General features: G+C 33.9%; 18 protein-coding genes. 11 read left to right on the forward strand and 7 right to left on the reverse strand.

The window, feature by feature from the left end; translation table 11 throughout:
* The first annotated feature begins 66 nt into the window (after positions 1–66).
* The gene (locus ABY285_RS03390; protein WP_372767027.1) at positions 67–564 is read left to right on the forward strand and encodes an arsinothricin resistance N-acetyltransferase ArsN1 family B; all 498 of its coding nucleotides are present in this window, start codon (positions 67–69) and stop codon (positions 562–564) included.
* On the opposite strand, the gene ABY285_RS03395 is transcribed toward ABY285_RS03390, so the two are convergent.
* The 3 genes from ABY285_RS03395 to ABY285_RS03405 form a co-directional block, all read right to left on the reverse strand.
* On the reverse strand, positions 561–2312 hold the full coding sequence (locus ABY285_RS03395) for a M14 family zinc carboxypeptidase (protein ID WP_372767029.1): 1752 nt from the start codon (positions 2310–2312) through the stop codon (positions 561–563). The genes ABY285_RS03390 and ABY285_RS03395 overlap by 4 nt on opposite strands.
* Before the next feature lie 2 nt (positions 2313–2314).
* Positions 2315–2773: a pantetheine-phosphate adenylyltransferase gene (gene coaD / locus ABY285_RS03400; protein ID WP_372767031.1), complete on the reverse strand. Its 459-nt coding sequence runs from the start codon at positions 2771–2773 to the stop codon at positions 2315–2317.
* Between the two features lie 84 nt (positions 2774–2857).
* Positions 2858–3841 (reverse strand): D-alanine--D-alanine ligase, encoded by a 984-nt coding sequence (locus ABY285_RS03405; protein WP_372767033.1) that lies wholly within the window; start codon positions 3839–3841, stop codon positions 2858–2860.
* 251 nt (positions 3842–4092) lie between these two features.
* Here ABY285_RS03405 and ABY285_RS03410 point away from each other — a divergent pair, with 251 nt between their 5' ends.
* The 8 genes from ABY285_RS03410 (at position 4093) to ABY285_RS03445 (ending at position 11219) form a co-directional block, all read left to right on the forward strand.
* Positions 4093–4689: a PASTA domain-containing protein gene (locus tag ABY285_RS03410; protein ID WP_372767035.1), complete on the forward strand. Its 597-nt coding sequence runs from the start codon at positions 4093–4095 to the stop codon at positions 4687–4689.
* A complete protein-coding gene (locus ABY285_RS03415) occupies positions 4686–5714 on the forward strand; it encodes an RluA family pseudouridine synthase (protein WP_372767037.1) in 1029 nt (342 codons plus the stop codon). Before ABY285_RS03410 ends, ABY285_RS03415 begins: the two co-directional genes overlap by 4 nt.
* Before the next feature lies 1 nt (position 5715).
* On the forward strand, positions 5716–6345 hold the full coding sequence (locus tag ABY285_RS03420; protein WP_372767039.1) for a CatA-like O-acetyltransferase: 630 nt from the start codon (positions 5716–5718) through the stop codon (positions 6343–6345).
* A gap of 194 nt (positions 6346–6539) precedes the next feature.
* Complete coding sequence (yaaA, locus tag ABY285_RS03425; RefSeq protein ID WP_372767041.1) at positions 6540–7298, forward strand: peroxide stress protein YaaA; 759 nt, start codon at positions 6540–6542, stop codon at positions 7296–7298.
* A 322-nt stretch (positions 7299–7620) separates the two neighbouring features.
* Positions 7621–9018, forward strand: coding sequence for an arginine decarboxylase (locus ABY285_RS03430; protein WP_372767043.1), 1398 nt, complete (start codon positions 7621–7623; stop codon positions 9016–9018).
* Positions 9011–9946, forward strand: coding sequence for an agmatinase (gene speB / locus ABY285_RS03435; RefSeq protein ID WP_372767045.1), 936 nt, complete (start codon positions 9011–9013; stop codon positions 9944–9946). The genes ABY285_RS03430 and speB overlap by 8 nt, the downstream gene beginning before the upstream one ends.
* On the forward strand, positions 9939–10913 hold the full coding sequence (locus ABY285_RS03440; protein ID WP_372767047.1) for a deoxyhypusine synthase family protein: 975 nt from the start codon (positions 9939–9941) through the stop codon (positions 10911–10913). Before speB ends, ABY285_RS03440 begins: the two co-directional genes overlap by 8 nt.
* 9 nt (positions 10914–10922) lie before the next feature.
* The gene (locus ABY285_RS03445) at positions 10923–11219 is read left to right on the forward strand and encodes a hypothetical protein (protein WP_372767049.1); all 297 of its coding nucleotides are present in this window, start codon (positions 10923–10925) and stop codon (positions 11217–11219) included.
* Positions 11220–11310: 91 nt separating this feature from the next.
* Here the strand turns inward: ABY285_RS03445 and ABY285_RS03450 are convergent, their stop codons facing one another.
* Together ABY285_RS03450 and ABY285_RS03455 are read right to left on the reverse strand one after the other, a co-directional pair.
* Positions 11311–11649 carry a DUF2853 family protein gene (locus ABY285_RS03450; RefSeq protein WP_372767051.1) on the reverse strand — a complete coding sequence of 113 codons (339 nt, stop codon included), beginning with the start codon at positions 11647–11649 and terminating at the stop codon, positions 11311–11313.
* A 77-nt stretch (positions 11650–11726) separates the two neighbouring features.
* Positions 11727–13151 carry an L-serine ammonia-lyase gene (locus ABY285_RS03455; protein ID WP_372767053.1) on the reverse strand — a complete coding sequence of 475 codons (1425 nt, stop codon included), beginning with the start codon at positions 13149–13151 and terminating at the stop codon, positions 11727–11729.
* Positions 13152–13370: 219 nt separating this feature from the next.
* Between ABY285_RS03455 and dnaK the strand changes: the two genes are divergently transcribed.
* A complete protein-coding gene (dnaK, locus tag ABY285_RS03460; protein WP_372767056.1) occupies positions 13371–15275 on the forward strand; it encodes a molecular chaperone DnaK in 1905 nt (634 codons plus the stop codon).
* Between the two features lie 109 nt (positions 15276–15384).
* Entirely contained in the window at positions 15385–16335 is a 951-nt protein-coding gene (locus ABY285_RS03465) for an NAD(P)H-dependent flavin oxidoreductase (RefSeq protein WP_372767058.1), read from the forward strand.
* Here the strand turns inward: ABY285_RS03465 and ABY285_RS03470 are convergent.
* Together ABY285_RS03470 and ABY285_RS03475 are read right to left on the reverse strand one after the other, a co-directional pair.
* Complete coding sequence (locus tag ABY285_RS03470; protein ID WP_372767060.1) at positions 16328–17227, reverse strand: TIGR01777 family oxidoreductase; 900 nt, start codon at positions 17225–17227, stop codon at positions 16328–16330. The two genes, ABY285_RS03465 and ABY285_RS03470, sit on opposite strands and share 8 nt — an antisense overlap.
* A 71-nt stretch (positions 17228–17298) precedes the next feature.
* A complete protein-coding gene (locus tag ABY285_RS03475) occupies positions 17299–17868 on the reverse strand; it encodes a 2-oxoacid:acceptor oxidoreductase family protein (RefSeq protein ID WP_372767062.1) in 570 nt (189 codons plus the stop codon).

Here is a 17868-nt window from a genome sequence, read left to right on the forward strand (position 1 = left end):
ATTTAGTCAGAAGAAAAATGTTTTTCTGACTAACAAATATCAATTAATAGCTGTTATTTACTGCAAATGATTAGAACAGTAAAATTGGAAGATGCACAGGAAATCGCTGAAATATACAATTATTATATTCTTAATTCTTGCGTAACTTTTGAAGAAATACCTGTAAGTAATGAAGAAATGGGCGAAAGAATTCAAGCTGCCCATTCAAAATTTCCTTGGCTTGTTTATGAAAAAGGTAAGGAAATTATAGGTTATGCTTATGCAAGTGTATGGAAACCCCGATCAGCTTATAAATACACAATAGAAAGCACTGTTTATCTGAAAAAGGAGGCAAGAAAAAAGGGAATAGGATCTCTGCTTTACAAAGAATTGTTAATGCAGATAAGAGATTTGGGTTTTCATGCGGTAATTGGAGGAATATCACTTCCTAATGAAGCGAGTGTCGCTTTACATGAGAAATTCGGATTTGAAAAAATAGCGCAATTTAAAGAAGTGGGCTACAAGTTTAAAAAATGGATAGATGTTGGTTATTGGGAGTTGCTAATTAATAAAAACAGCATTTAAAACACTTTATAAATGGGTAGTTTTAAATGTGCATCTTCATAATAAGGAGAATTTTTGTACACAAAATCCAACTGTGCTTCTGGGTTTTCTGCAAAATCTTTATCTGCTTTCATTTTTTGATTCAGTAGACTTCTTAAAGTCGGATTTTCTTGTAACAACTTTTCTGCAATATCTTCAAAAACATAGGATGAAAAGTGTTCTTTTTGCGCTAATACGGTATCGAAAAAATTCCAGTTAAAGAAGGAATCCGTTGCTTCAGCTTCTAAGGTTTCTATAATATAACGAACACCATTTTGTTGGACAGGAATATAAATATCTCCCTTATTAAATAACACATTTTTGGTTTCAGCTGAAACGGTGGTATTAAAATGTGGATAATGTCCTTCAAAAGGTTTTGTATTTGTTTTGAAATCTTTAATATGTTGTTCTTCAACAGTTAACATTGTGTCCTTTTTAAAAGAAATATATTCAATATTGTTATCTTCTAACCGTTCCACAACTTTCCACCATCCTTGTTTTAAAATATAGCCTTTCGGAATTTGAATTTCATTTGAAGGGATATAATTATTGAAATATTTTACAGGTTTTATGTAGGGTTTTGTTCTGTCATAAAACAAACGTTTGCCATTGGTTACTTTACTGTCAATATAACTTCCGTCGTAGCCCTCGAATTGCAGTGTTGAATAGTTGTTTTTATCAAGTTCAAAAGAAATGGGATAGGTTTTTTTTGCTAAAATATTTGCAACAGCATTGTTGCGAAGTTCTTTAATTTCTGCACCTTTTTCAATGGTAAAATCAATCACAGATTCTAATAAACTGTAGGTTTCTTCAACACGTTGCTTGTAGGGTTTTAACATATGGGTTTCCACCATCATTCCCAGGGTGTTGAATAAAGTGGTGTAACCTGTCGAATATCTCGGACTGTCGAAAAACTGGCTGAAACCGGTTTCAGGCGTTGTTCTCCAAACATTCACATAAGGTGTAATGATAATATCTTTTTTTAGCAATGAAGCTTCTATATTGGGTCTCATTTCATTTTCAATAAAATCACCTAAGTCATTTCCTAAATTATTGTGTTGGGTAAATAAATGCGTAATTCCGTATTGATAATCGGCGCCATTGCTTACATGGGTGTCAATAAAAATATCAGGTTTGATCAAATGAAAAATTTTTGCAAATGCTTTGGCGTTTTTTGTGTCGGCTTTGATAAAATCCCGATTTAAATCAAAATTTTGGGCATTTCCTCGAAATCCATATTCCTTCGGACCGTTTTGGTTTGCACGTGAGTGACTGCTTCTGTTTAAAGCACCGCCAATATTGTAAATTGGGATAATAGCGATTATCATATTTTTTAATCGCGGAATCCTGTTTTTATCCTGAACCAGATCTCTCAACAACATCATAGAAGCATCAACACCATCAGATTCTCCTGGATGAATGGCGTTGTTGATTAAAATAATATTTTTTTTACGGAGGTGAATATTATTAAAGTCGAATTCTTTTGAAGTATTAAAAACAAGCAGATACAAGGGGAATCCGCTGTCTGTTTCGCCAAATTCCAACATAGAAATTTCGGGATAAGCAGCGGCCAATTCTTTGTAAAAGGTGATGGTTTCTTGGTAAGTGGAAGTTTCTGCGCCCTTTGATTTTTCAAATGTAGTCGTAAAATCTTTCAGTGTTTTTTGCGCTGAAATTGTACAAGAAAATAACGTGAATAACCCTAAAAAAAGTAATTTTTTAAAGTCCATTCTCATAATTTTTTTGAAACACTCTCCGGAACCAAGCAAGAAATATCTCCGCCATTTTTTAAAACATCGCGCACAATGCTTGAGCTTATAAAGGAAGTGTCGGCCGAGGTTAATAAAAAAACCGTTTCAACAGTTGATAATTTTCTGTTGGTTTGGGCAATTGCTTTTTCAAATTCAAAATCAGCCGGATTTCGCAAGCCTCTTAGAATAAAATGTATGTTTAATTTTTTACAGAAATCGATGGTTAAGCCAGAATACGTTTCAACCTTTATTTTAGGTTCATTGGCATAATGTTTTTTGATAAAATTGATGCGGTCTTCAAGAGAAAACAGGTAGGTTTTATCGGTATTTACGCCAACAGCAATTATAATTTCACTAAATAGGGGCAAAGCCCTGTTAATAATATCAACGTGACCTAATGTAATTGGATCAAAGGATCCTGGAAAAATTGCTTTTTTCATCTGTTTAAATTTTATTTTTTAGCGGCAACAGATGCTGTTCGCCAATAATAATTCCTTTATGTGTCAAAATTTGTAATGCTCGTTTCATGAGTTTTTGTTTAAAGCCATTTCAATGGCGTTGTGAAAAATTTCCTCTAAAGTAATGCCCGCAGCTTCCGCTTGTTGGGGAATTAAACTAGCAGATGTTAACCCAGGTACCGTATTCAATTCCAGGAAATAAGGCTCGCCATTTACCAAAATATATTCGGAACGTGAAAACCCACTCATGTTTAGAATTTGATAGACATGAGAAGCTGTTTTCTCCAATTTTTTATGAATTTCAGGGGAGATTCTGGCAGGCGTAATTTCCTGGGATTTTCCCAAATACTTTGCGTCGTAATCAAAAAACTCGTTTTCTGATACAATTTCTGTCATGGGCAGCACTTTAATTTTTCCTTTGTACTCTATAACGCCAATGGTTATTTCAGGTCCGTCTAAAAATTCTTCTATTAAAATCTGGGAGTCTTCTTTAAAAGCTTTTTCTATTGCAGGAATCATTTCCGAAGTTGTTTTTGCTTTGGAAATTCCAAAACTGGAACCTGCATTGTTGGGTTTTACAAAACAAGGCAAACCCACTTTGGCAATTATTTCTTCCACTTTAATATTATCACCTTTATTAAGGAAGTAAGATTTTGCAGTTTTTATGCCGTATTGTTTCACCACACTTAGACAATCTCTTTTGTTAAAGGCTAAGGCCATTTGGTAAAATGGCGCTGATGTGTGTTTAAGCCCAATCAATTCAAAATATGCCAAAATAGTTCCGTCTTCGCCTGGATGCCCGTGAATGGCGTTAAAAACACAGTCGAAATTAATTTTTTCGCCATTAATTTTAGTAGAAAAATCGTGTTTGTTTATGGGAAATTCATTTTCAAGATCGTCAACAAGCACCCATTTATCTTTAAGAATATGAACTTTGTAGGTGTTGTATTTTTCTTTTGAGATATTTTGATAGACAACTTGGCCACTTTTTAAAGAGATTTCAACTTCCGAGGAGTATCCGCCCATAATTATGGCAATATTTTTTTTCATCTGTTTAAATTTTATTTTTTAGCAGTAACAGCTGCTGTTCGCCAATAATCATTCCTTTGTGTATCAAAATTTGTTATGCTCGTTTCATTTTATGTTTACTAAGTTGAAATACAAACTTACATATTAAAAGCTTAAAGTTGAAAGTTTGAAAGTTGAAAGTTGAAAAGAAAATTGATTAATTAGGTAATAAGTCCATTAAACAATTAAACAATAAAAAAGTATCTTTGCACAATATCAAAAAAAACGGGAATATGAGTTTAATTCAATTTATAAAATCTAAAGTATTTGTTAAGCAGTTGCTAATTGCTTTTGCAGTATTATTTGCATTGGTTTTTGTGATGGTGATGTGGTTAAATATATCCACCAATCACAATCAAAAAATTGAAGTTCCCAACTTGGAGAAAATGAGTTTAACCAAAGTTGAAAATACGCTGGATGAGCTGGATTTGAACTGGGAGGTTATAGACTCTGCCAGTTATAATGCGAATTATCCGAAGAAATCAGTCATTGAGCAAAGTCCGGAAGCTGGAGATTTTGTGAAAGAAAACAGGAAAATATATTTAACATTGAATCCCTCAGGATATAAAGACGTTGAAATACCCGATTTTTACGGCAAAACAAAAAGACAGGCTACTTCACAATTAACAGCCATAGGTTTCAGAATAAGCGCAGAGGAAATTTATGTTAATGATATTGCGAAAGATGTCGTGAGAGGTCTAATATATAATGGAAAGGAATTAAAAACGGGTGATAAAATTCCACAAGATTCAGAGCTTATCCTAAAATTAGGAGATGGAGATGGTGGCGATCAGCAAATAGATAATTCTGAACAAGAGAATATAGAATGAAAATAGAAGACATAGACGAATTAGGAAAAGAAGAATTTTACGAACATTACAGATATGTTGCCAGCGAAGGTCAGGAGCCATTGCGGGTGGATAAATATTTAATGAATTTTATAGAATACTCTACTCGAAATAAAATTCAGCAGGCAGCAAAAGCAGGAAATATATTAGTGAATGACATTCCTGTAAAATCAAACTACAAAGTAAAGGCAAAAGATGTTGTTCGTGTTGTTTTAGCCCATCCGCCTCACGAAAACTTATTGGTTGCCGAAGACATTCCTTTGGATATTTTATTTGAAGATGATGAGGTTATGGTGGTAAATAAACCTGCAGGAATGGTTGTGCATCCAGGACATGGAAATTACAGCGGCACTTTGGTGAACGGATTGATTTTTCATATTGAAAATTTACCTACGAATTCTAACGAACGTCCGGGCTTGGTTCATAGAATTGATAAAGATACCAGCGGTTTGTTGGTGGTGGCAAAAACCGAATTTGCGATGGCTCATTTGTCTAAACAATTTTTTGACAGAACAACAGAACGTTTATATTATGCTTTAGTTTGGGGGAATATAGCCGAAGAAGAAGGGGTTATTGAAGGACATATAGGAAGAAGTTTAAAAAATCGCTTACAAATGGATGTTTTTCCTACCGGTGAATTTGGAAAACCTGCAATTACACATTATAAAGTATTGGAGCGTTTTAGTTATGTTACCTTAATTCAATGTAAATTGGAAACTGGCAGAACGCATCAAATTAGAGCACATGTGAAACATATTGGACACACACTTTTTAACGATGAACGTTATGGGGGAAATATTATCTTGAAAGGAACAACGTTTACCAAATACAAACAATTTGTAGAAAATTGCTTTAAAGTATTGCCAAGACAGGCGCTTCATGCAAAAACGCTGGGTTTTCAGCATCCAATTACGAAAGAATTTATGCAGTTCAATTCTGAAATGCCTCAAGACATGCAATTGTGTTTAGAGAAATGGAGAAGCTATACCATAAATCAAAAAGATTGAAATGAAAGAATTTGATGTTGAAAACTGGAACAGAAAAGCGCAATACCAATTTTTTAAAACGTATGCAGATCCTTTTTTTAATATTACTGCCAATTTAGAAGTCGCTAATCTTTACAAGTATTGCAAACAACATCATTTGTCGTTTTCGTTGGCTTGTTTATATGTTGCTTTAAAATCAGCAAATGATATTACCGAATTTAAATTGCGATTTAAAAACGATAAAATTTACTTATTTGATAACGTAAATATTGGCGCCACTGTTTTAAATGATGACCTAACTTTTTCATTTTGCGATTTCGAGTTTCAGAAAACGATGTCTGAATTTGATATTAAGGGTAAAATAGTGCTCGAAAATCATAAAAATGGAATCGTATTTAATGTTCAGGATAATAATCTGGGCATTATTCATTGCTCAACAATTCCCTGGGTTTCTTTTACCGGATTTAAGCATGCAAGAAAGGGAAATGAAGGCTTGCAAGGAATTCCAAAATTGGTTTTCGGTAAATTATTTACAGAAAATGAAATTCAAAAAATCCCTTTTTCGGTGGAAGTTCACCACGCATTAATGGATGGTTATCACGTTGGATTGCTCTACAAAAAAATACAGCAATTTATAGATGAGCTGATTTAACAACGAAGAATTTGAATAAATACGAATCCTAATCTTAGTTACAAGATTGCAAAATGCAGATTATTTCAATAATAATTTTGAAAAACGCGAATATTTATTAATTAATTTTTAATTTTAATCAATTGTTTTTAAAATTCAATTATAAAATTGTATGGTTGGATGAATTTCAACTAAAAAAAGATAAAAAATAATTAATGAAAATCGTTATATCACCAGCTAAATCATTGGATTATGAGACTCCAATTTCCACAAAGCAATTTACCCAAGGAATTTTCTTAGAAGAATCCGCAAAAATAAATACTGTTTTAAAAAAGAAATCACCAAAACAACTTTCTGAATTAATGAGTATTTCCCCAAATTTAGGTGAATTAAATTGGCAACGAAGTCAGGAATGGGAATTGCCTTTTACGCTAAAAAATTCACGCCAGGCAATATTTGCTTTTAAAGGAGATGTTTATTTGGGCCTGGATGCTTATTCCTTGCCGCTTGATAAATTGGATCAACTCCAAAATAAATTAAGAATCTTGTCAGGACAATATGGTTTGCTAAAACCCTTAGATTTGATGCAGCCTTATCGTTTGGAGATGGGGACTAAATTAAAGATTGATAAAAAGGAGAATTTATACCAGTTTTGGGGTGATACGATTACTGAGAAATTAAATATGGAACTTGCTGAAAATGAATTATTTGTTAACTTAGCTAGCCAAGAGTATTTTAAAGTTGTAAAACCAGCGTTATTGAAAGTTCCAATAATTACGCCCGTTTTTAAAGATTTTAAGGATGGAAAATTAAAAATAATTGCTTTTTTTGCCAAAAAAGCGAGGGGTTTAATGGTTCGTTTCATCATTGATCACCATATTGAAACTATAGAGGGTTTGAAAAATTTTAATTATGATCGCTATGCTTTTGACGCAAACTTATCCTCAGAAAATGAGTTGGTTTTTACGCGATAAATTTAGATTTTTTTTAATTTGTATTGATTTTTTATATAAGTTTGCGCCAACGTTTTTAAAGGCCATAAAGAAAATTAGTTTTTTATCATCTAACGCTAATGTTTTCAAGTCTTTAAAACACAAAATTATTGAAAAATATAACGAAGAATTAAGCATTTTAATGACTTCTTTTAAACACATTTTAATGTTGTTCAGCCCATTGAAAGTTGTTAGGTTTAAAAAAAATTATTTAGTATTAAGAGTATAAATATAACAAACCTTTTTTGAACTTAATATTAGTCGAAAAATGACTACCCTATTAATTGTAAAATTAAAATACTAAATGAACACAAAATACATCGATTTAATAAGCCAAACATTCGATTTTCCCCAAGAAGAATTTGAGGTTGACTCCGATAAAAACTTACATTTTCATGATATTGACACGATGCAGTTGGTTGAAGAATTTGGAACACCCTTAAAATTCACCTACTTACCAAAAATTAGCGAGAATATTCAACAAGCGAAAGAATGGTTTCATAAATCCATGAAGACGCATAAATATAAAGCTAAATATCATTATTGTTATTGCACTAAAAGCTCTCATTTTAAACATGTGCTGGATGAAGCATTAAAAAATGATATTCATATTGAAACGTCTTCTGCAGTTGATATTGATATTGTTGAGAATTTAAAAAAAGACGGTAAAATAACGGATAAAACTTTTATTTTATGTAATGGCTTCAAGAGAGATGATTACATTACAAATATTCAAAGGTTAATCAATAACGGTCATAAAAATTGTATTCCAATTATTGATAATTATGAAGAAATAGGGTTACTTACTGAAGGAACCAAAAAGAAAATAAACATAGGTATCAGAATTGCTTCTGAAGAAGAACCAAAGTTTGAATTTTACACCTCTCGATTGGGAATTGGATATAAAAATATTGTTGATTTTTATAGGCGTGAAGTAAAAGACAATCATAAGGTGAACCTAAAAATGCTGCATTTCTTTATCAATACGGGTATTAAAGACAATGCCTATTATTGGAATGAATTAAGCAAATGTTTAAAGGTCTACATCAATTTGAAAAGAATTTGTCCAAGTTTGGACAGCTTAAACATTGGTGGTGGATTTCCAATAAAAAATTCCTTGGCTTTTAATTACGATTATGAATATATGATTGGTGAAATTATCAGTCAAATAAAGGAAGCCTGTGATGATGCAGAGGTACAAGTGCCACATTTATTTACTGAATTTGGTAGTTATACGGTAGGAGAGAGTGGAGGAGCTATTTACAAGGTTTTATACCAAAAAAAGCAAAACGACAGAGAAAGATGGAATATGATAAACTCTTCGTTTATAACCACATTGCCAGACAGTTGGGCGATAAATAAGCGATTTATTTTATTGCCTTTAAACCGCTGGAACGATGTTTATGAACGGGTGTTGTTAGGAGGTTTAACTTGTGACAGTGATGATTATTACAATTCGGAACAGCATATAAATGCCATTTATTTACCGATTTATAAAGAAGAAAAACCACTGTATTTAGGTTTTTTTAATACAGGCGCATATCAGGAATCAATAGGAGGTTACGGAGGTTTACAGCATTGTTTAATTCCACAGCCGAAACATATTATTATATCAAAAAATAACGAAGGAAAACTAGAATTTAAAGTGTTTAAAGAAAAACAAACAGCAAGCGATTTTTTAAAAATATTAGGTTATGAATAAAAGAACTTACGCAGGGATATCTGAACAATATGCCAAAATTGAAACTTCAAAAATAGTTTTGATTCCTGTTCCGTATGATGGAACAAGTACTTGGCAAAAAGGAGCCGATAAAGGGCCTGAAGCATTTTTAAATGCTTCAGACAATATGGAACTTTACGATATTGAAACCGATTCTGAAGTTTATAAAAATGGAATTCATTTGGCTGATGCCGTTACTGAGAATTCTTCTCCTGAAAAAATGGTTGCTGCGGTTCATGCAGTTACCAAAACTTTTATCAGAAAAAATAAATTTGTTACCATTATAGGTGGTGAACACGCTATTTCTATTGGAACTATAAGAGCTTTTAATGAATGTTTCAATGATTTAACGGTGGTTCAAATTGACGCTCATGCCGATTTAAGAAAGGAATATAACGGATCAGCCTGCAATCATGCCTGTACGGCATACGAAGCAAGTCAAAATACCAATTTAATTCAAGTGGGTATTAGAAGTATGGATGCAATTGAAAAAACGGTAATGGATGAAGATAAAGTGTTTTTTGCTCATGAAATGGCCATAGATGATTATTGGATGGAAAATGCCATTGACTTAATGACTAAAAATGTATTTATAACTTTTGATTTGGATGCCTTTGACCCTTCAATCTTGCCTGCAACGGGTACGCCTGAACCAGGAGGATTACTTTGGTACGAAACATTGGATTTTTTGAAAAAAATATTCAAACAAAAGAATGTGGTCGGATTTGATATCGCTGAATTGTGTCCGAATGAAAAAGACAAATCATCAGATTTTCTTGCCGCAAAATTGTATTATAAAATGTTGAGTTATAAGTTTAATAACTTGGAATTAGACGATTACGAAAATGAATCTGGTTTTAAAGAACCAAATAATAAATCAACAAAATTTGAAGACGAGGATTATGACTAATAAAGGAGAAATTTCACAATTTATTGAAAAGTATTACTTGCACTTTAATTCCGCAGCACTGGTTGATGCAGCTAAAGCTTATGAAGATCAGTTAGCTGCCGGCTCAAAAATGTTGGTTTCTTTGGCAGGAGCAATGAGTACCGCTGAAATAGGAAAAATATTTTCTGAAATGATCAGACAGGACAAAGTTCAAATAATTTCCTGTACTGGTGCGAATTTGGAAGAAGATGTTATGAATTTGGTGGCTCATTCCCATTACAAAAGAGTGCCAAATTATAGGGATTTAACTCCTCAGGATGAGTGGGATTTAATGGAAAGTGGATTGAACAGGGTTACTGATACCTGTATTCCTGAAGAAGAAGCTTTTAGAAGATTGCAAAAACATATTTTCAAAATTTGGAAAGATGCCGAAGATAAAGGAGAAAGATTTTTCCCGCATGAATTTATGTACAAATTGGTGCTTTCAGGAGTGTTGAAACAATATTATGAAATTGACCCAAAAAATAGTTGGATGATTGCTGCTGCTGAAGCCAATTTGCCAATGGTGGTTCCGGGCTGGGAAGACAGTACTATGGGAAATATTTTCGCTTCCTACGTGTTAAAAGGGGAACTTAAAGCAAGTACAATGAAATCTGGAATTGAATATATGACTTTCTTAGCCGATTGGTATACTGAAAATTCTAAAACCGGTATTGGATTCTTCCAAATAGGTGGTGGAATTGCAGGTGATTTCCCAATTTGTGTGGTACCAATGTTATACCAAGATTTAGAACGTACCGACACGCCATTTTGGAGTTATTTTTGTCAGGTTTCAGATTCTACCACAAGTTATGGATCATATTCCGGCGCGGTTCCAAATGAGAAAATAACCTGGGGAAAATTAGACATTAATACACCGAAATTTATAATAGAATCTGACGCAACTATTGTTGTGCCGTTAATTTTTGCCTATTTATTAAATATGTAATTGAAGTTTATGAAAAGAGTAATAGTAGATTATAGTAAATTAACAAGTGAGATATTAGACTTATTGGTTGAAAAATTTCCAACCGGATATGGGTATAAAGACATCATTACCTTTAAAAACGCTAAAGGTGAAACGGTTAGGGCAGTGGAGGTAAGTTTTGAGGATACGATATATCTTGTTAAAATAAGTCTGAAACTGGAAGAAACCATGGAGGACTATGATGCTGATGAGGATAATTTTGAGGATGTATATGACAGTGATATTGAAGATATCGCAGATGAGGAAAGTGACGGGGAGGAAGATTAATCCAATTCATTAAAATACTTCAATATTGAATAATCAAAAAAAGGATAATAAGAAACCCGCAAATTGCGGGTTTCTTATTTATATATAAATACTAATTGTACTTAGACTCTTGGCCCAATTCTTTTACCAATTCATAATAAACAATAGCTCTGTATTTATTTCTGTTTGATTTTCCTACCTTTTCAATTACAGATTCAACTGCATGGTCTAATTTCGGACTGTCAGTCAATCCTAATTTTTTCATCAAAAAGTTCTTTTTTAAAGTCTCAAGTTCCTTTTTATCGGAACCTGATACAGTTTCAGCATCAGCTTTGTAAATTGAAGGCCCTAAGCCTTTAGTTACTTTTGTCAATAAATCGGCATCAAATTTAAGACCCAATTTCTTCATTTCACTTTGATAAAGTGCAATTTTTTCATCGAATTTACTCATGATTACAATTATTTAAATTAAAAATAGAATTCTCTACTTAAAGTTAAAAAATAATATTGATAAAAAATAAATTTTCGCTAACAATCTGAAATATTAACACTTACGGCCAAACCGCCTTCTGAAGTTTCTTTGTATTTTGAATTCATGTCTTTTGCTGTTTCCCACATAGTTGCAATAACTTTATCCAGCGGTACTTTGGCATTTAAAGCATCAGATTCCAATGCCAACTCAGCTGCATGGATGGCTTTTATGGCGCCCATGGCATTGCGTTCAATGCAAGGAATTTGCACCAAGCCGCCAATGGGATCACAGGTTAGTCCTAAATGATGTTCCATCGCAATTTCACTGGCCATTAAAACTTGTTCCGGGCTTCCGCCAAGCAATTCTGTTAATGCACCTGCCGCCATGGCCGATGATACGCCAATTTCTGCTTGGCAGCCTCCCATAGCTGCTGAAATGGTTGCGCCTTTTTTAAAGATGCTGCCAATTTCTCCGGCGACCAATAAAAATTGTTTCACATGTTCAAAATTCGCCTGGTGATTTTCAATAACCATATAATACATTAAAACAGCAGGAATCACGCCTGCGCTTCCATTTGTTGGCGCGGTTACAACCCTTCCTAACGATGCATTTACTTCGTTTACGCTTAAGGCCAAACAACTTACCCATTTTAAAATTTCCCTAAACTTAATTTCAGTTTTTCTTATGGATTGTAACCATTCAGCAGGAGAGTTGTAGGTGAAATCAATATGTAATTTTTGATGAATGTCATAGGCTCGGCGTCTTACATTCAATCCGCCAGGAAGCGTTCCGGATGTATGGCAACCAATATACATGCACTCAAGCATGGTATTCCAAATTCTATTAATTTGATGGTCAATTTCCTCATCGCTTTTTAACGATCTTTCATTTTCCAAAACAATTTCTGATATTTTTAAATTTTCCTGATTACAATAAAGCGCCAATTCTTTGGCTATTTGTATTGGATAGGGAAAGGTTTTATGAATTTTAATGTTTTCTTTGGCGTGGATCAATTCTTCTCTCACGACAAATCCGCCACCAATGGAGTAATAGGTATCTGAAGAAATTTCCACACTTTTTTCATACGCAGTAAATTTTATTCCGTTTGCATGAAATGGCAAAAACTCTCTGTTAAAAATTATGTCTGCAGTTGCGTCAAATGCAATTAAATTTGTTCCTCCAAAATTTATTTTTTTATCGGTTTGAATTGTTTTTGTTACAGGAATAATTGCTTCAGTAGGAATATGTTCCGGGTCCTTTCCTGACAAGCCCAAAAGTATGGCCAAATCAGAAGCATGGCCTTTGCCGGTTAATGAAAGAGAACCATATAAATCGACCTTTATTGACGTAACTTTGGTGAAATTATTTTCTTTTTTAAGATGATTAATCCATCTTTCAGCAGCCCGCCATGGACCCAAAGTATGTGAACTTGAAGGACCGATTCCTATCTTTAACATATCAAAAATCGAAATACACTCCATTTTTACCGTTTATTAAAAAGTATGTAAATATATAATATTGCGATATATCCCTATCATTTTTATGAAATTTATGCTACACAAAGCGGGTTCAGTGACAAATAAAGGAAGTCATTTGTGATAATTATGACAAGTTGACATAATTTTTGTAATGGCATAATCATTGAATAATGTAATTCTGAGTTTAAAAATATAAAATCATAAAATTAAATATATATCGTTATGGGTAAAATTATAGGAATAGATTTAGGAACAACCAACTCGTGTGTCGCCGTAATGGAAGGAAACGAACCCGTTGTAATTCCTAATGCAGAAGGGAAAAGAACAACACCTTCTATTGTAGCATTTATTGAAGGAGGAGAAAGAAAAGTGGGTGATCCTGCTAAACGTCAGGCTGTTACAAATCCTTTAAAAACAGTTTATTCGATTAAACGTTTTATGGGGAACAAATATTCTGAATCTAAAATGGAAGCAGAGCGCGTACCGTATAAAGTCGTAAAAGGAGATAATGACACCCCTCGTGTAGATATCGACGGAAGATTGTATACGCCTCAAGAAATTTCAGCAATGATTCTTCAAAAAATGAAGAAAACTGCTGAAGATTATTTAGGTACAGAAGTAACGGAAGCAGTTGTAACAGTGCCTGCATATTTTAATGACGCACAACGTCAGGCCACTAAAGAAGCTGGAGAAATTGCCGGATTGAAAGTTAGCCGTATTATCAACGAGCCTACTGCTGCGGCATTGGCTTATGGTTTAGATAAAAAAGGAATCGATCAAAAAATTGTTGTTTTTGACTTTGGTGGAGGAACGCATGACGTTTCCATATTAGAATTGGGAGATGGCGTATTTGAAGTATTGTCAACTGATGGAGATACCCATTTAGGTGGGGATGATGTTGACCAAAAAATTATAGATTGGTTGGCAGCAGAGTTTAATGCTGAAGAAGGTATTGATTTACGTAAAGATCCAATGGCATTGCAACGTTTAAAAGAAGCTTCTGAAAAAGCCAAAATTGAATTGTCATCATCTGCAACAACTGAAATTAATTTACCTTATGTAACTGCCACTGCAAGTGGTCCAAAACATTTGGTTCGCAGTTTAACCAAAGCTAAATTTGAACAATTAATCGATGATTTAATCAAAAGAACTATTGAACCTTGTAAAACTGCGCTTAAAGGTGCCGGTTTAAAAGTAGGTGATATTAATGAAATTATTTTGGTTGGTGGATCAACCCGTATTCCTGCTGTTGTTGAAGCTGTAGAAAAATTCTTCGGAAAATCACCGTCAAAAGGGGTGAATCCTGATGAAGTCGTTGCTATTGGTGCCGCTATTCAAGGAGGTGTATTATCTGGTGATGTGAAAGATGTATTGTTGTTAGACGTTACGCCGCTTTCACTGGGTATTGAAACTATGGGAAATGTGATGACCAAATTAATTGAGGCAAACACGACCATTCCAACTAAAAAATCACAAGTATTTTCAACAGCGGCAGACAATCAGCCATCTGTAGAAATTCACGTGTTGCAGGGTGAACGCGCAATGGCAGCCGATAATAAAACAATTGGACGTTTCCATTTGGATGGCATTCCGCCGGCACAAAGAGGAACACCTCAAATTGAAGTAACTTTTGATATTGATGCCAATGGTATTATTCACGTAACTGCCGGCGATAAAGCCACAGGAAAAACACAGGATATCAGAATTGAAGCTTCTTCTGGATTGACTGAGGATGAAATCAAAAAAATGAAAGCCGATGCGGAAGCAAATGCTGATTTAGATAAAAAAGCAAAAGAAACTGCTGAAAAAATCAATGCGGCAGATTCGATGATTTTCCAAACTGAAAAACAATTAAAAGAATTTGGAGAAAAATTGTCGGATGATAAAAAAGGCCCAATCGAAGCTGCACTTGCTGAATTGAAAAAAGCTCATGAAACAAAAGATATTGCACAAATTGATGCTGCAATGGAAAAAATTAATGAAGCTTGGAAAGTTGCCAGCGAAGAAATGTACAAAGCCGAACAAGAAACACAAGGTGCTCCTGCAGGTGATACAGGAAATGGACAACCTAAAGGTGAGGGAGACCATGTAGAAGATGTTGACTTTGAAGAAGTAAAAGAAGATTAATCTTTGTTGAAATAAAGAAAAAAACGCTTCCAATTTTGGAAGCGTTTTTTGTTTAAATAGTTATTGTTATGCGTGCATAATATTTAGTATATTTGGTCAAATTATAATTATGAATTCAACTAAATTAACGCAGCTTTTAAACATAAAACACCCCATTATTCAAGCACCCATGTTTTTAGTTTCCAATACATCTATGGTTGTTGAAGGGATGAAAGGCGGCATTGCAGGTTGTATTCCTGCATTAAATTACAGAACACTCAACGATTTAAAATCAGCTATAAAGGAACTGAAAGCAGCAAAAACGGAAGGTGGATCATTCGGTTTTAATTTGATTGTAAACAAATCGAACATAAAATATAAAGGTCAGTTAGAAGTTATTTGCAACGAAGGTGCAGATTTTATTATAACATCGCTTGGGAATCCGGAAGCAACCATTAAAATGGCTCATAAAAATAATATTAAGGTTTTTTGTGATGTAACGGATTTAAACTTTGCACAAAAAGTAGAAAGTTTAGGTGCTGATGCCATTATTGCTGTAAATAATGAAGCAGGTGGCCATAGGGGAAATTCGTCTCCTGAAGCGTTGATAAAGTTATTGGTTGCCAATTGCAAGATTCCTGTAATTTCTGCCGGAGGCGTAGGCTGCAAAGCTGACATTGACAAAATGACAAGTTATGGCGCCGAAGGTGTATCCGTAGGAAGTCCTTTTATTGCTTCTTTAGAGGCAGGGGTAACACAAGAATATAAACAAGCTTGTGTGGATTATGGTGCCGAAGATATTGTGATGACCGAGCGAATTTCCGGAACGCCTTGTACCGTAATTAACACGCCTTATGTACAAAAAACAGGGACAAAGCAAACATGGATTGAAACGGTATTAAATAAAAATAAAAAGTTTAAAAAGTGGGTTAAAATGATTCGGTTTTCAATAGGAATGAAAGCAACCGAAAATGCCGCAACAAAGGTAACTTATAAAACAGTTTGGGTGGCCGGACCAAGTATTGAGCATACCAAAGAAATTTTATCGGTAAGAAAAATCATTGACAATTTGGTTAATTGATTAAATCTTTCAAGGCTGTTTCTATGGTTGGAAACTTAAATTTAAATCCTGTTGACGCTATTTTTTCTGATGAAATACGGCTCCCTTCCAATATTATTAAGGCCATTTCTCCCAAAATTAGTTTTAAAAAGAAAGCTGGAATATTGGGTAGCCATAATGGTTTTTTAAGTTTTTTTGCAATATTTTTGGTGAGTGATTTATTGGTGATGTGCTCTGGAGCCACGGCATTATAAATTCCATTTAATTCATTATTTTCAATGGCTTCAACGTACATATTGCTTAAGTCATCTTCATGAATCCAGGGAATATATTGTTTGCCGTTTCCAAGTGCAGCGCCAACACCAAATTTTATGGGCTTGCTTAATTTCTCTAAAGCACCGCCATTACTTGAAAATACTACGCCAGTTCTAAAAATGACGGTTTTTATGTTTAGTGCATTAAATTGGGTTGAAGCTTTTTCCCAAACTTTACAAATATCACTGATGAAATCTTCTCCGGGAGCGTGATTCTCATTATAAATTTTTTCTGAAGTTGTCGCACCGTAATAGCCAATTCCGGAAGCTGCAATAAATCCTTTTAAGTTGGGATTTAATTCTTTCACTTTTTCAAATATAAGATTGGCGGTTTCAACCCGGCTGTTTATTAAAACCCGCTTTCTTTCTGCAGTCCAGCGTTCATCAGCAATGCCTGCGCCTGCCAAATGAATAATATAATCTGCTTCAATAATGGCTTTTGCATCTATGTAACGCGTATCTGGATTCCAATAATATGTATTGGGTTTTATGTTTTGGTTTCTGCTTAATACGGCAACTATATGGCCTTTGTTTCTAAGTAATTCGCAAACTTTTTTTCCTATTAATCCGGTTCCGCCGGTCACTAAAATTGAAGCCATAAAAAATTCGGTTATTGGTGGTATAAAGAAACAAAAAATAACCGAATTTTGAAATAAAGAACAATTAAAAACTAATTTTGAAACATGTGCTCCTTAACTTTATAAGGAACAATATTTTTCATTCCCATGGTGATGGCTTCCAAATTTAACGGAATTAGGTTATGGTAACGTTCAGAGATTGATTTTTTTAGGCCTTCAATCACATTTTCTAATTTTACAATGGGTTTTACTTTTAGATAGCCACCCAAAATAATCATATTAAAAATTTTCTTATTTCCCATTTCTGAAGCCAGTTTTGTGCCTTCAATTTGGAAAATTTTGATATCTGTTCTTGTGGGATGTGCAGTAATTCCATTGGGATCATAAATTAAAATGCCTCCAGGTTTTACGGATTCCTCAAATTTATCCATGGACTGCTGATTCAAAATAATGGCGGTATCCACTATTTTTAAGTATGGAGAACTAATTTTTTCATCACTTAAAATAACGGTAACATTTGCAGTTCCACCGCGCATTTCCGGTCCGTAAGAAGGCATCCAGCTCACTTCCTGATCTTGCATGATGCCAGAATAGGCTAATATTTTCCCCATTGACAGCACTCCTTGTCCACCAAAACCTGCGATAATAATTTCTTCTGTCAT

It is taken from the genome of Lutibacter sp., assembly GCF_041555395.1.
Classification (GTDB): domain Bacteria; phylum Bacteroidota; class Bacteroidia; order Flavobacteriales; family Flavobacteriaceae; genus Lutibacter.

Coding starts and splice junctions, on each gene's coding strand:
- ABY285_RS03405 (WP_372767033.1), bottom strand. CDS start 3,841: ATGAAAAAAAATATTGCCATAATTATGGGCGGATACTCCTCGGAAGTT.
- ABY285_RS03445 (WP_372767049.1), top strand. CDS start 10,923: ATGAAAAGAGTAATAGTAGATTATAGTAAATTAACAAGTGAGATATTA.
- ABY285_RS03390 (WP_372767027.1), top strand. CDS start 67: ATGATTAGAACAGTAAAATTGGAAGATGCACAGGAAATCGCTGAAATA.
- ABY285_RS03465 (WP_372767058.1), top strand. CDS start 15,385: ATGAATTCAACTAAATTAACGCAGCTTTTAAACATAAAACACCCCATT.
- ABY285_RS03395 (WP_372767029.1), bottom strand. CDS start 2,312: ATGGACTTTAAAAAATTACTTTTTTTAGGGTTATTCACGTTATTTTCT.
- speB (WP_372767045.1), top strand. CDS start 9,011: ATGAATAAAAGAACTTACGCAGGGATATCTGAACAATATGCCAAAATT.
- ABY285_RS03450 (WP_372767051.1), bottom strand. CDS start 11,649: ATGAGTAAATTCGATGAAAAAATTGCACTTTATCAAAGTGAAATGAAG.
- dnaK (WP_372767056.1), top strand. CDS start 13,371: ATGGGTAAAATTATAGGAATAGATTTAGGAACAACCAACTCGTGTGTC.
- ABY285_RS03455 (WP_372767053.1), bottom strand. CDS start 13,151: ATGGAGTGTATTTCGATTTTTGATATGTTAAAGATAGGAATCGGTCCT.
- ABY285_RS03475 (WP_372767062.1), bottom strand. CDS start 17,868: ATGACAGAAGAAATTATTATCGCAGGTTTTGGTGGACAAGGAGTGCTG.
- ABY285_RS03440 (WP_372767047.1), top strand. CDS start 9,939: ATGACTAATAAAGGAGAAATTTCACAATTTATTGAAAAGTATTACTTG.
- ABY285_RS03410 (WP_372767035.1), top strand. CDS start 4,093: ATGAGTTTAATTCAATTTATAAAATCTAAAGTATTTGTTAAGCAGTTG.
- ABY285_RS03430 (WP_372767043.1), top strand. CDS start 7,621: ATGAACACAAAATACATCGATTTAATAAGCCAAACATTCGATTTTCCC.
- ABY285_RS03420 (WP_372767039.1), top strand. CDS start 5,716: ATGAAAGAATTTGATGTTGAAAACTGGAACAGAAAAGCGCAATACCAA.
- ABY285_RS03415 (WP_372767037.1), top strand. CDS start 4,686: ATGAAAATAGAAGACATAGACGAATTAGGAAAAGAAGAATTTTACGAA.
- coaD (WP_372767031.1), bottom strand. CDS start 2,773: ATGAAAAAAGCAATTTTTCCAGGATCCTTTGATCCAATTACATTAGGT.
- yaaA (WP_372767041.1), top strand. CDS start 6,540: ATGAAAATCGTTATATCACCAGCTAAATCATTGGATTATGAGACTCCA.
- ABY285_RS03470 (WP_372767060.1), bottom strand. CDS start 17,227: ATGGCTTCAATTTTAGTGACCGGCGGAACCGGATTAATAGGAAAAAAA.